The organism is Streptomyces sp. NPDC057486 (genome assembly GCF_042802415.1).
Lineage (GTDB): Bacteria > Actinomycetota > Actinomycetes > Streptomycetales > Streptomycetaceae > Streptomyces > Streptomyces yanii.
This window is the reverse complement of sequence record NZ_JBHVEE010000063.1, coordinates 1-13,785: the sequence shown is the minus strand read 5'-3', so window position 1 is coordinate 13,785 and position 13,785 is coordinate 1. Positions and strand designations below refer to the sequence as shown.

Sequence of the window (13,785 nt, the reverse complement as noted above, 5' to 3'; positions counted from 1 at the left end):
AGCGTCGTGCTGCTGCTTGTTTCCTGAGCTGTTGACATGTGGCTCCTCCTCGGGGCGGCTTGAACATTCAGGCGGTCGTCGCTGCTGAGATCGTGGGCCGGGAGACCCTCTGCCGTTGTCAGTGGTGACACAGCTATGACGGAACGGCTCACCACGATGTGACATGAACGGATGTGATGTGCGCCTCGCTTGCCTCGCGGCACGGGAGGGACTCGTACTTCGGTATCCGACCACGGTGCGGTGGTGGGTGTTCCGGGCCGCATTCACCGCCCGGAGCACCCACGACGCCGGAGCGGCAGCGGGCTGTGCGCACAGGCCCCCGGCCACTGTCCGGTCTGCGCCTACTCGACCCACAGCCGATGACGGCCACATCGTGATCACTCGGAGACCGGCAACAACGTCGTCAGCAGGCCGCTCGTGACGACGCGGTTCGGCGTGACAGTTCGGCACGCTGCTGGACTGCTCGTGTCACGGGAAGCGATCATCCCGGGCATATCGTGTCGTCATGGCACATGCCGGTAGTCCCCAGGCCGATCGACCGGATGGGCTTACAACTTCGGGTCGGCTCCTGGCACCGCTTCTCGCGGTCTGCGCGGGCTACTTCATGGTCATCCTGGACGTGACCGTCATCAATGTCGCCGTTCCGGTGGTGGGACGCGAACTGTCGGCCTCGCTCACCGGGATCCAATGGATCACGGACGGCTACACCCTGATCTTCGCCGGCCTGCTGCTCACCGGCGGCGCGCTGGGGGACCGGCTCGGCAACCGCCGGATCTTCTGTACCGGGGTGGTGGTGTTCACCGCCGCCTCGGCCGGCTGCGGGCTGGCACAGAGCACCGGGACCCTGGTTGCCGCCCGGATGGCGGAAGGGCTCGGCGCGGCACTGATCGTGCCCGGCTCCCTCGCCCTTCTTCAGCAGGTCTACCCCTCACCCGCCGAGCGCTCCCGGGCCTTCGGCCTATGGGGCTCCATGGCGGGCGTCGCCGCCTCCGCCGGACCCCTCCTGGGTGGCCTCCTAGTCACCACCGTGGGCTGGCGCTGGGTGTTCTTCATCAACCTGCCCGTCGGATGCGCCTGCCTGTTGCTGACGCTGCGCCACGTACCGGCGTCGGCCCGTCGCACGGACCGCGCCGTGGACTGGCCTGCCCAGTGCGCGCTGATCGCGACGGTCGCCCTGCTGATCGCCGTCCTCAACGAAGCCGGACGGCGTGGCTGGGCGGACCCTCTGATCCTCACCGGCGCCGGCCTGTGCCTGCTTGCAGCCGTCGCGTTCGTCCTTCGCGAGCGCCTGGCCCGCAATCCTGTACTGCCCTTGCGACTGCTGCGCTCACGCCCGATGAGCGGTGGAGCGGCCGTCGGCCTGCTGTTCAACTTCGCCTTCTACGGCATGATCTTCACCGCCAGCCTGTACTTCCAGCACCAGCGCGGCCTGAGCGCACTGCGCACCGGCGTCGCCCTCTTCCCGGCGGTGGCGATGACCATGTTCGCCTCCGTCCTGTCCGGGCGACTGGCACGCCGCACCGGACACCGACCGCTTGTGGTCTCGGGCATGGTTCTGGGAGCGGCAGGTCTGGCCGGCTGGGCCGCCGCCGGACCGAACCCGGACTACCTCCTTCTCGTGGTGCCGATGATGGCTGCGGGCTTCGGCACATCCTTCGCCCTCACCGGATCAACCGCCACCGTGATGTCAGCCGCCCCGGACGCGTACTCCGGCACCGCCTCAGCCCTGTTCAACACCACCCGCCAGATCGGCAGCGCCGCGGGGGTCGCGCTGGGGGGCTCGCTGCTGGCCGCCGCAGCCAGTTTCACCACCGGGCTGCGGACCAGCATGGCCATCGGCGCGGCCGCGTACCTGACGGCCGCCACCCTCGCGCTCTTCTGCATCCCGCGGAAGACACCTCGCGACGTCGTCGGCTGAGTGACGGGTCCCCTGATCCAAACCCGATCCCGATGGGATCGAGCTTGATCGGCCCGGTGCCCGGTGCGGAGAGCCGGCCCACGGATTGGCACTCCGGCGCATCTCGGGCCCTGCACAGGAAAAGAGCCCCACCGCTGACTGACGCACCGATGGCCGCCGATGATTACAGGTGACGAAGCCGGAACGGCGGCCATCACGTGCCGGTATGTCAGGAATGAGCCCCGGAGAGGACGGGACGTTCGGCATCATCCAATCGCGCAATGAGTGCGATCCGGGCACGGGCGACCCGTGAACGTACTGTTCCCACCGAACAGTCGCTGACGAGAGCTGCCTCCGCATAGGACAGACCGAGGAGTTGGGTGAGGACGAAGGCCTCACGCCGCTCGTGCGGAAGACCTGCGAGCAGGTCCGACAAGGCGATCCCGTCGTCGAAGCCGGGCAGGCCCCGTGGCTGAACGCGTTCGACGGCGCGCTCCCAGTCATCGGTGCGCGAAAGGCGAGGCCGTGAAGCGCTGTAGCGGATGCTGTCGACCACTGCCCGGCGGGCGATGGACAACAGCCACGTACGTGCTGAGGACCGGCCTTCGAAGCGATGCAGGCTACCGAGGGCTCGCAGGAACGTGTCCTGGGTCAAATCGTCGACCGCTTGTGGATCGGCGCCGAGGCAGGCGACGTAGCGGCGTACATCTCGATGCAGGGCATGGACGAAACGCTCGATGGCGACAGGGTCGCCGCCACGGGCGGCGAGCGCCCAGGCTGTTATCGCTTCGTCGCGCGACCGGGGCAGGGCAGGAGGGCTCACCTGGTGTCCTTCGCAGGATGCTGGTCCGGGCCGCGCGTGAAGTCGCCGGGCCCGGTGATGGAGGTACAGCCGTGCGCGCACGGCCGATGCCCGCGACCGGTGAACGCCGAGGAGACATCCTTCAACGGTGCGGGGATACGGCTGTCGTCAGAGGACAGCGATCCCGCAGGGCGGCCCCCGAGAAGTGATCGCGTGTGCGAGCAGGAACTCACGTGGTGTGCGCGCCGAACTGTCTCGGGCCGTGCGCATACGTGGGCGATGCGGTGGACGGGGCACCACGAACGGGAGCCGCAGGGGTACAACGAGCCACCCAGGGGCCGCACGCAGGATGCGGAAGGCGGCCCGCTCGCCGTGGGCGAGCCACAGGGCGCCGAGCAAAGCTGCCAACAGATGGGCGGCGACCATGCCGCCCGGCGACATGACACTGCTGCCGTGTCCGAGGAGTGCCGTGTGACTCATCGGGTGCATGGCAGCCATGTCGTGGCTCATGTACTCCGAGAGTGGAGGAGCTTGCACCGTGCCTGTCGGCGGTGTGCGGAGAACGTGACCCAGTGCCATGTTCACGAGTCCGGCTCGGGCAAGTGGCTCCGACGGCGGGTTGCGACACAGGAGGTGGTCGGCCCACCGCTGCAGAATCGAGGCGCCATTCGGGAGCGCGGGCTGCACGGTTGCCTGGGCGAGGGAGAACGCAGAATGAAGGACGGCTTGGGCCGCGATCGAGGCACCCAGGACGGGAAGAAGTCCCTGCTCTCGGGCGGTGAAGAGCCATGCGGTTGCGCCGGTCACCGCGGCCCCCAGAACCACGGCCCACCACGGCACGTGGGTGCCGGACATCAGGACATGCCCCAGGGAGGTGAGCAGCACACAGACGGCTGCGAACATCGCAGCCCGTAATGCTCGGCAACACCGCCCAGCAATCATGGCAGGCCTCATCCTTGCACTGGCGCCCTGGTTTCACCGGTCGATACGGATAGTGCCTAGGTGTACAGCTCAACACACATCATGTGACCCGCGTCACTTCTCCTCCTCGTTGGGGACGCGAAACGTGAGGCCCCCGTCCGTGGCGCCGCAGCAGCGAGCAACACGCACACCGCGGCGAAGACGGCGGCGCGCAGGCTGCATACAGCCCACGAAGCACTCGTAGTGCCCGGATGCCCCCCATAGGAGCGACGGATCAACTCGACGGCCTCGAATACGGGCATCGGTGAGGCGGAGTTCAGCACCCGCCCGCTCAGGCGTAGGTGCGCCCACGACGCCGGTACGCGATCTCGCCGAGCACGATGTCCACGGCCATGAAGGCGGCCAGTGGAATGCCGAGGAGCGGCACGAAGTAGCCGAGCACGGCGATCAGCACCATCAGCGGAACCAGCACATACGACGGGACGTGTTGCCACGCCCCGCGCGGCAGAGGACGCCCGAAAGCGGCACCGCGCCCGCGCTGCCACCACATGCGGTAGCCCCACACGATCAACAGGATCAGGCAGAGAGCGAGGCCGGCCAGAGCGATCTGGTTGACCAGTCCGAACAACACCCCCGTGTGGGCGTCGATGCCCCAGCGGGTCAGCTTGGCCAGCACCGGGTAGTCGGCGAAACGCTGCACATCGGTGACCTTGCCGCTGGCCGGATCGACGGCCACCGAGTCCTGTTTCTCCGGCCAGCTCCGCTGGATCTGGCTGACCACGTAGGCGGAGGAGGCGTCCGCAGGCGGGACGATCTCCACGGGGTTCGAAAGGCCCTCGGCGCGGGCGGCCTTGAGCACGGCGTCGATTCCGGCGCCGCCGTCCAGCACGCCGTGATCCGCCCCGGACCCGCCAGGGCCTGTGTGCTCACCGTGCCCGGCCGACTCGCCCCCGGAGGTGAGGCTCGACGTCACCGTGGGGGTCGTCTGTCCGACCGCGTCCCGCAGGTCACTGACGCTCGCGCCCGCGTAGGTCGACCAGGTCAGCCCTGTCGCGGAGAGGAAGATGAGCCCTACGGCGGCCCACACGCCCACCGAACCGTGCAGCGCGAGCGTGCGGCGACGCCCGGTGGTCCCCCGCAGCTTGCGCCGGGCGCGTCGACGCGAGAACCACAGCACCAGGCCGCCGCCGGCGATCACCCACAGCCAGCTCGCGGCAAGTTCGCTGTACAGACGGCCGGGCTGCCCCAGGTGCAGATCGCGGTGGAGCTCGTCGATCCAGGTGCGCAGCGGCAGGGCACCGGTCGAGCCGTACTGCTCCAGCGCGCCACGGATTTCGCCGTTGTAGGGATTCACGAAGACGGCCAGGGTGTGATCGCCGTCCACACCCGGCACCCCGGACAACAACACCCGCGTCGTCGCACCGGCCTCCGGTGAGGGCCGCACCGCGCTGATCGCTCCTTCGGGATGCGCGTTGCGGGCGGCGGCGACTTGCTGCGAGACCGGCAGCTCGCGGTTTCCGACGGGCACACGCAACTCGTCAGCGTAGACGACCTTCTCGGCCTGGAACGAGCCGGCGTACAGCAGTCCTGTGGTGGCGGCGACGAGCAGGAACGGCGCGACGAACACTCCCGCGCAGAAGTGCAGACGCAGCACCAGCGGACGCAAGGACGCCCACACGGACCGCGCCACGGCGGGCTGTGCCGCGTCACTCTCCCGGCCGTCCTGCTGTACGTCATCGGGGTCGAGGACCGTTGGTTCGAAGGACATGGGCTGATCTCCCCAGGATCGGTGTACTGCTCGGCCGCCTTGGCCAGAACCATGCGGTCCAGTTGTCGGTTCGCGAGGCGAGGGAGTTCCCAGCGATTCATGTGACGTACGCCACACCGGAGAATCGGCGCGGCCGGCGACGGCTTCGCCCATTGCGACGCCGGACCCCCGCCGCACGTGTGCCACTCGCTGACGGAGCTGGGCCGCGAGGCGGCCGAGCAGGTGTGGGATCCGGCGCGCTGGGCGCAACCGGGGCCGGACGCCGCATTTCGCGGCTCGCGAAGCGTACGACGTGGCGTGGACGTCCGCACTGCCGCCCGTGCCGCAGCTTGTGATGCGACCCGCGCCGGCCCCCACCCACGACGAAGCCCGAACCCCCTGAGCAGCGGTCGGACCTCCTCACCGGCACCGCTCGCTCGCGGCTCGACTCGGCCACCGAGGCGCGCCACGTCCGCCGTTGGGGCCGCCCGCTTCCTTCACGACCGCGAACACGTCGGCGCAGAGGCGCCGTTGGCGCACTCCCCCGTGGGCCAATGGGTGGCCCATCGACCTTTCCGCCGTCGTCGCACATCTTTTGATGAATCATTAGAAAGTTCCAGAGATTCGTACCGAACCTCTGGACAGCCCCCACACGGCGCCCTAATGTCTCGGCCCACCGAGACATGTCTGTCGTCGCGGTAACACCGCAGCCGATCAGCTTTCACACGAACGCCGTTCACCTCAAGGGTCTTTCCACGTCTCTCCCCCATGGCCGGGCCACCGCCCGTCACGAGGCGCTGCGCGATCGCACTCGAGGCCGCTCACGCACCGTGCAGGACCCCCGTCGAAAGAAGAGAGCGCCTCCGTGTACCTGGGGGCGCCTCCCCCGTCCGCTTCCTACTGTCAGCGACCGAGGAGACGCATCACCGTGCACCGCACCCTGAGACGCCTGATCACGGGGGCCCTGCTCGTGGCACTGCCCGCGCTGGGCGGTGTGGCCGTCGCGCCCGCCGCCCAGGCGCACCCGGACCACGAACACGCCCTGGACTGGTCGAACTACGAGAAAGTCACCCTGACGAAGGACACCGGCGAGCCGATCGACCTCGCCGTCCTGCCCGACAACCGCGTTCTGCACACCGCCCGCAACGGCGACCTACGGCTCACCGACCCCGGCACCGGTGTCACGAAGGTCGTCAACCATGTCGATGTGTACCAGAACTCCGAGATGGGGTTGCAGACGGTCACCCTGGACCCGGACTTCGCCACCAACAAGTGGGTCTATCTCTACTACTCACCGCCGCTGAACACCCCGGCCGGCTCCGCCCCGCTCCAACTGCCCGCCGGGCAGAACGACTCGTACTGGAAGCAGTGGGAAGGGTACGACACCCTGACCCGCTTCAAGTGGACCGGCGACAAGCTGGACCTCTCCACCGCGCAGGAGATCATCCGGGTCGACACCAACCGCGGGCAGTGCTGCCACGTCGCCGGTGACGTCGACTTCGACAGCAAGGGGAACCTCTACCTCTCGACCGGCGGCAACACGCCGGCGTCGGGCCCGAACGTCAACGGCTACACCCCGATCAACGACGCGGCCGGCTACAACCCGGGCCTCGACGAGCGCCGCGGCGCGGGCAACACCAACGACCTGCGGGGCAAGATCCTGCGGATCGACGTCCAGGAGGACGGCAGTTACACCATCCCGGAGGGGAACCTCTTCGAGCCGGGAACGGCCAAGACCCGCCCCGAGATCTTCGTGATGGGTCTGCGCAACCCCTTCCGACTGGCGGTGGACCGCAAGACCGACGCGGTGATGTGGGGCGACTACGGCCCCGACGCCGGTACCGCCGACCCGAACCGCGGGCCGATGGGATACGTCGAGTGGCAGACCACCACCAAGGCCATGAACAGCGGCTGGCCGTTCTGCACGGGTGACAACAGCAAGCCCTACCGGGACTTCGACTTCGCCACCCTCACGCCCGGCCCCGCCTTCGACTGCGCGGCGCCGGTCAACGACTCCCGCTGGAACACCGGTCTGACCGAGCTTCCCGCGTCCACGCCGGCCACGCTCTGGTACGGCGACAAGGACAGCGACCAGCCGTGGCCCGAGCTGACCGCCTTCCGCGGTCCCGGCGGCCCCGGCGGCCAGGCCCCGATGGGCGGTCCGGTCTACCACTACGACGCGGACAACCCCTCGCCGGGCAAGTTCCCCGAGTACTGGGACGGCAAGGCGTTCATGGCGGAGTTCTCCCAGGACTACGTCGCAGCGCTCACGCTCGACGGGCCGAACGGCCCGGTGAGCAAGCTGGAGAACCTGCTTCCCAACAGCGAGCGTTCGCAGAACGGGATCCCGCAGTGGGACAACCCGATGGACCTGGAGTTCGGCCCCGACGGCGCGCTCTACGTCCTGGACTACGGCGACGGCTTCTTCCGTCAGAACCCCGACGCGGGTCTGTACCGGATCGACTACGCCGAGGGCAACAAGGCACCCACAGCCGTGATCAAGGTCGACAAGACGTCCGGTCAGGCCCCGCTGGAGGTCTCGTTCAGCGCGACCGGGTCCAGCGACCCGGAGAACGGCGAGCTGACGTACCAGTGGGACCTCGACGGTGACGGCACCTTCGACGCCACCGGCCCGACGGCCAGCCGTACGTACCCGGAGAACGGGCAGTTCCAGGCCCGGCTCAAGGTCTCCGACCCGCAGGGGAAGTTCGGTCTGTCGAGCCGTCAGATCACCGTGGGCAACACGGCGCCGACGGTACGGATCACCTCACCGCCCAACGGCGGGTTCTTCAACTGGGGTGACGCCGTGCCGTACAACATCGCTGTCGAGGACCCGGAGGACGGCGCCACGCCGGACTGCGCCAAGGCCGCCTGGACCTTCGGTCTCGGGCACAACCAGCACGGTCACCCGGTCAACAGCGGCACCGGCTGCACGGGCGGCGTGGCGACCCCGACCGACGCGGGGCACGGGGACACCGAGAACGTCTTCGGCGTCCTCGGGATCACCTACACCGACAAGGGCGCGGGCGGCGTTCCGCCGGCCACCGGTGACGCCCAGGTGGTGCTCAACCCGTCCGTCATGCAGGCCGAGCACTACGACTCGGCCGAGGGCGTGACGGTCACGGACGACACCACGGCGTCCGGTCAGCGCAAGCTGACCTCGTTCGACGCGGGCGACTGGATCGCGTACGACCCGGTGTCGTTCGCCGGGATCACCGGGGTGAAGACCCGTGCGAGCGGCGCCGGCACACTGGCGCTGCGCTGGGGATCGGCCGACGCCGAGCCGTTCGCCACGGTGAAGGTCCCGGCCGGGGAGGGTTGGCAGACCGTCACCACCGCGCTCTCCAACGCGCCTTCGGGCAGCGGCGAGGTCTTCGTCACCAGCTCCGGCGGTGTCGAGCTGGACTCGCTGACCTTCCAGGGCGCGGGCGTCGCGGACAAGACCGCGCCCAAGGTCACCGCCACCCTCAATCCGCCCCAACCCAACGGTGACAACGGCTGGTACACCAGCAACGTGTCGCTCACGGTCTCGGCGACCGACAACGGGACGGTGTCCAGCCGTCAGTACTCGGTCGACGACGGGGCGACATGGCAGTCGGCCAACGCGGCCGTCACGCTGTCCAAGGAGGGGGCCACGACCGTCCGCTACCGGGCGACCGACAATGGCGGCAACGTCTCCGAGGTCGGCTCGCTCACCGTACGGATCGACCGCACCGGTCCCACGGTGACGGCCACCGGTCTCGACGCCGACGGCGTCTACGGCGACTCCAAGCGCCCGACGCCGGTCCTCTCGGCGGAGGACACGGTGTCCGGCGGGGCGACCGTGACAGCCACGGTGGACGGCAAGGCCGTCACCTCCGGCCAAGCACTGGAGCTGTGGCGGCTGCCGCTGGGGAACCACGACCTCACGGTCAAGGCCCGCGACAAGGCCGGCAACGCCACCACGAAGACGGTGACGTTCACCACCCGTACCTCCTACGCGGACATCCGCGCGCTGATCACCCAGCTGCGGGCCGACGGCCTGATCACGGCGCAGGGCCAGAAGCGGCTGACCGTACGGCTCGACCTGGCCGAGGCGCATGCCAAGGCGGGCCGCACCAGCCTGGCCAAGGCCGCGTTGGAGACGTTCGCCGGCTATGCCTCCGACACCGCCCTGGTGCCGGACAGCGCGGCGGGCGCGGCCCTGGCACGGGACGCGCGGGCGCTGAAGGAAGGCACCACCGGCTGACGCCGGGACTGACGGAGCTGCCCCGCTGTCACCGGCGGGGCAGTTCCGTGTCCCGCCGGACTCCGTCAGGGGCCCGTTTCCGGGCAGCGTGGTCCCTGCCCAAGCGGGCTCCGCCAACGAGGCGGCAACTTTCGACGTTCTGTGAAAAAGTTGCCGGAATCCGCCCGCGCCCCTGCCCCCGAAGGCGTCCAGAGGAAGTGAGTCCGTGAACATCCAGTACCGCGTGTTGAGTCTGCTGCGTGACAACGGCCCGCTGTCCCGCGCCCAGCTCGCGGACCGGCTGGAGATTCCGCGCCCGCGGCTGCTCGGCGAACTCGACCGCATGGTCGCCGCCGGACGGGTGCGTGAGGCGGGCCCCGCCGCGTCGCGCGGCGGACGGCGCTCCACTCTCGTCCAGCTCGACCCCGGTCTGCGGTTCGCCGCCGTCGATCTGGGGGCCAGCTCCGTCGACATCGAGATCACCGACGGCGCGCTCGCGCCGGTCGCCTCCTGCTCCGAGCCGGCCGACATCCGCTCCGGACCGGTCGACGTCCTCGGGCGCGTCAGCGAACTCCTGCGTGCGATGGCCGACCAGGGGCACTACACGCGGCTCGACGCCATCGGCATCGGTCTGCCGGGGCCGGTCAGCTTCCGGGAGGGCGTACCGGTCTCGCCACCGATCATGGTGGGCTGGAACCGTTTTCCCGTGCGGGACACCCTCGCCCGCGCGCACGGCTGCCCCGTGGTGGTCGACAACGACGTCAACGTGATGTCGCTCGGTGAGCAGCACAGCGGGGTCGCGCGGACCGTCGACCACCTGCTCTTCGTGAAGATCGGCAGCGGTATCGGGTCCGGCATGCAGCACCACGGCCGTATCTACCGGGGCGCGGAGGGCTGCGCCGGCGACATCGGGCACGTCCAGGTGGAGGCCGAGGGGGACGGGCCCGTCTGCTCGTGCGGGAACACCGGCTGCCTGGAGGCATACTTCGGCGGGGTGGCGCTGGCCAGGGATGCCACGGAGGCCGCGAAGTCCGGCAAGTCGCCCGCTCTGGCCGAACGGCTGGCCGAACGGGGAGTGCTGACCGCCCTGGATGTCGCGGAGTGTGCGGACGGCGGCGACAACACATGCGTCAATCTCATCCGGGCGGGCGGCCACCGGGTCGGACAGGTCCTCGCCACCCTGGTCAGCTTCATGAACCCGTCGATGATCGTGATCGGCGGCGGTCTGACCGGGCTCGGCTATCCGTTGCTCGCCGAGATCCGCAGCGTCGTGTACAAACGCTCGCTCCCCCTCGCCACGGGCAATCTACCGATCGTCATGTCCCAACTCGGTTCCCGCGCGGGGGTGGTGGGCGCGGCGCTGCTGGCGAGCGAACTCGCGTACGGCGAGGAGTCCTGACCGGGCAGGACAGCCCCAGGCACGGGTACGAGGCACCGCCGCCGTGCCGGTGGGGTAAGCCACCAGCACGGTATCGCCTGCACAGTGAGTCGAGCTGCAGACCGTTGGACGGGCTTGCCGCCGTTGGACGAGTGCATGACGACGTGGGCGCCGGCCGAGAGGGTTTCGAGGATCTCCGGAGTCATGCGCACGCCACCGGCCGGGGCGCGGGTCCAGTCGTCGGCGCGGCCGAGCCCCGCACGCGGCCGACCGCCTACTGCGACTGAGTCGCGATCTGGATCAGATTGCCGCAGGTGTCGTCGAAGACGGCGGTGGTGACGACGCCCATCTCCAGAGGCTCCTGGGTGAATCGCACGCCGAGGCCGCGCAGGCGCTCGTACTCCGCGTTCACGTCGTCGACACCGAACTGAGCGAGCGGGATGCCGTCCTTGACGAGCGTGTCGCGGTAGGTCTTGACGACCGGGTGGCCGACGGGCTCCAGGAGGAGTTGGGTACCGCCCGGCTCGTCGGGCGAGACAACGGTCAGCCACCGGTCCTTCTCGCCCACCGGGACGTCGTGCTTCTTCACGAAGCCAAGGGTCTCGGTGTAGAAGCGCAGGGCCTTGGCCTGGTCGTCGACGAAGACGCTGGTCAGATGGATCTTCATGGGGTGCTCGCTTCCGGTCCGGATGTGTCGGGCATGAGCCATCGCTCGGTGATCTGCCGCAGCGGGGCTGTGTTCAGGTCGTGGAACTTGTAGCGGCCCTCCCGCCTGGTCTCGACGAGCCCGGCGCCCTCCAGCACGGCGAGGTGCTGGGAGACCGCCTGGCGCGAGATACCGAGCTGATGCTTCATGCTCAGCCGCGAGCAGATCTCGAACAGTGTCTGTCCCGACCTCTCCGCAAGCTCGTCGATAATGGTGCGGCGAGTGGGGTCGGCCAAGGCTTTGAAAAGGTCGTCGACCACGACCACAGGATAGGCAAGTACTCACTTGCCCATCAAGTCGAGGCGTGGCCGCGTCCCGAGGCGTTTCACCGACCACGCGAGTTGGCACATGCCGTCCCTGCCATGGGGGCCGCGGCGTCGAAGGCGGAGTCGCGCCGTCGGCCGGCCCGAGCCCCGTCGACGTGTGGAGGCTGTGGGGACGACGGGGATCTCACCCGCCCGGGCGTCGCGGCCGGATGCCCCGGCCGGCGGTGGCAAAGGAGTGGGACGCCGGCACGTCCAGCCATGACGTATCACGAGTAGCGGCGGACACGTGTTTGCTGCTTCAGGTTCTTGCTGCCCCGCGATCGGGCGACCCGGTCGCGCGAAATGACCAACCATTGACGGCGCAGATCGTGCCAGGATGCTCGCCATGTCTGGACGCGCACTGAGCTTCGGAGTGATGGCGGAAGCGTACGAACGGTTCCGGCCGGGGTATCCCGTGGAACTTTTCGACATGGTGATGGCGTATGCGGGTCACCCGATTCCGACTGCCCTCGAGATTGGCGCCGGGACAGGCAAAGCAACCCGACTGCTCGCCCAACGGGGGGTCAGGGTCACCGCGACTGAACCTGACGGGGCCATGCTTGCCGAGCTGCGCAAGCACGTACCCACAAACGTCAGGACGGTGCAAGCCGCGTTCGAGGACCTGCGACCGGGCGAGAGGTACGGGCTGGTCTATGCGGCAGCAGCGCTGCATTGGACGAACCCGGAGGGTCGATGGTCGCGCATGGCCGAGCTGCTGGAGCCGGGGGGCGTGTTTGCGTCTTGCGGCGGGCCGATCCGGCCGGCTGACCCGGCTGTGGCGGAAGCTGTTCGCGCGGCACGGGCACCGTTCTTGGAAAGCGACGAGATTCCGTCCCCGGACGGGACTCCGGAAGGGCATGACATGCAGTGGCCGGGTACAGAGCTCCAGCGTTCTGAGTGGTTCACCGGTGTTCAACAGTCAGTGGTGGAACGGCGCTTGACGATGAGTGCTCGCGACTATGTCGGCCATCTCTCGACCATCTCGGCCTATCTCGTATTGCCGGCCTTGGAGCAAGAGCAGGTACTTGGCCGTATCATACAGCTCCTGCCCGAGACGGTCGAGATTGTCGCCGACATCACCGTCCATATCGCGCGTCGGCGCTACGACCAGTAGCACTTCGACGAACAGATGTCCGCCTCTGCGAACGGCCATCCGCAACCACCGCAGGCGACGTGCGGCCATCGGCGCCGACATCTCCACGTCAGGGCGCCAAGGGGCGGAGCGTGCACGTGGTGACGTGGGGGAACCGTGGGCTGCTTGTCATCGCCTGAGTGGGGTCGGCTTCGACCGCCCGGCCGGAATGGAGCCCCACCTCCTGTTCAGCTCCCCTACGGAGAGGCTGCGCCGAACCGCGTGCGGCAGGGACGTCCGGGCAGGAACCGAAGCTCCGCGACGGCGTTCGTGACAGTTCGACGGGCCGGACGGATCAGCACGCGCGGGGTGTGCGGCCCCGCGTTACTCACTCAGTCCTACGACGCCCCAGCCCCGCCGGGCAGCCTCGGTCAACACGCGCCCCCAGTCCTCCAGCAGTCGGTGAACGCGTCGAAGTGCCCGACCCGCGCACCAAGTACGGCTGCGTGCTCGGTGAAGGCCCCGCGCAGCCCGGGCGAATTCGAGGGGCCTTTTGACCCTGCATGGGAACGCATGGGAACGCGCCGTCAGGCAGCGTCCTCCGTAGGAACGCCGGGCGTCTCCTCCGGTTCCTGGGCGGCACACGTCACCACACGCCAGCATGCTCCGACGGGTATGAAGACGTGCCGGATGCGGGGGTGGTCCTCGAGCCAGGCCCGGGTGGACAGGCTGTTGTGTGAGGACAGGTTG

At 68.9% G+C, this 13,785-nt stretch carries 9 protein-coding genes; 4 read left to right on the top strand and 5 right to left on the bottom strand.

Annotation, left to right across the window (positions count from 1 at the left end):
* Positions 1-505: 505 nt before the first annotated feature.
* Entirely contained in the window at positions 506-1,918 is a 1,413-nt protein-coding gene (locus tag ACFU6I_RS26635) for an MFS transporter (protein WP_384371261.1), read from the top strand.
* A gap of 208 nt (positions 1,919-2,126) precedes the next feature.
* Here the strand turns inward: ACFU6I_RS26635 and ACFU6I_RS26630 are convergent, their stop codons facing one another.
* From ACFU6I_RS26630 to ACFU6I_RS26620, 3 genes are all read right to left on the bottom strand, one after another.
* The gene (locus tag ACFU6I_RS26630; protein WP_384371259.1) at positions 2,127-2,720 is read right to left on the bottom strand and encodes a sigma-70 family RNA polymerase sigma factor; all 594 of its coding nucleotides are present in this window, start codon (positions 2,718-2,720) and stop codon (positions 2,127-2,129) included.
* A gap of 147 nt (positions 2,721-2,867) precedes the next feature.
* Entirely contained in the window at positions 2,868-3,209 is a 342-nt protein-coding gene (locus tag ACFU6I_RS26625) for a hypothetical protein (protein WP_384371257.1), read from the bottom strand.
* Positions 3,210-3,951: 742 nt separating this feature from the next.
* Positions 3,952-5,388: a PepSY-associated TM helix domain-containing protein gene (locus ACFU6I_RS26620; protein ID WP_384371255.1), complete on the bottom strand. Its 1,437-nt coding sequence runs from the start codon at positions 5,386-5,388 to the stop codon at positions 3,952-3,954.
* A gap of 907 nt (positions 5,389-6,295) precedes the next feature.
* Between ACFU6I_RS26620 and ACFU6I_RS26615 the strand changes: the two genes are divergently transcribed.
* Positions 6,296-9,595 carry a PQQ-dependent sugar dehydrogenase gene (locus ACFU6I_RS26615; RefSeq protein ID WP_384371253.1) on the top strand — a complete coding sequence of 1,100 codons (3,300 nt, stop codon included), beginning with the start codon at positions 6,296-6,298 and terminating at the stop codon, positions 9,593-9,595.
* A gap of 205 nt (positions 9,596-9,800) precedes the next feature.
* Positions 9,801-10,973 carry an ROK family transcriptional regulator gene (locus ACFU6I_RS26610; RefSeq protein ID WP_384371251.1) on the top strand — a complete coding sequence of 391 codons (1,173 nt, stop codon included), beginning with the start codon at positions 9,801-9,803 and terminating at the stop codon, positions 10,971-10,973.
* Positions 10,974-11,226: 253 nt separating this feature from the next.
* Here the strand turns inward: ACFU6I_RS26610 and ACFU6I_RS26605 are convergent, their stop codons facing one another.
* Positions 11,227-11,619, bottom strand: coding sequence for a VOC family protein (locus ACFU6I_RS26605; protein WP_384371249.1), 393 nt, complete (start codon positions 11,617-11,619; stop codon positions 11,227-11,229).
* On the bottom strand, positions 11,616-11,918 hold the full coding sequence (locus ACFU6I_RS26600) for an ArsR/SmtB family transcription factor (RefSeq protein ID WP_384371247.1): 303 nt from the start codon (positions 11,916-11,918) through the stop codon (positions 11,616-11,618). The genes ACFU6I_RS26605 and ACFU6I_RS26600 overlap by 4 nt, the downstream gene beginning before the upstream one ends.
* Before the next feature lie 382 nt (positions 11,919-12,300).
* Here ACFU6I_RS26600 and ACFU6I_RS26595 point away from each other — a divergent pair, with 382 nt between their 5' ends.
* A complete protein-coding gene (locus ACFU6I_RS26595) occupies positions 12,301-13,077 on the top strand; it encodes a class I SAM-dependent methyltransferase (protein ID WP_384371245.1) in 777 nt (258 codons plus the stop codon).
* Positions 13,078-13,785: the final 708 nt, after the last annotated feature.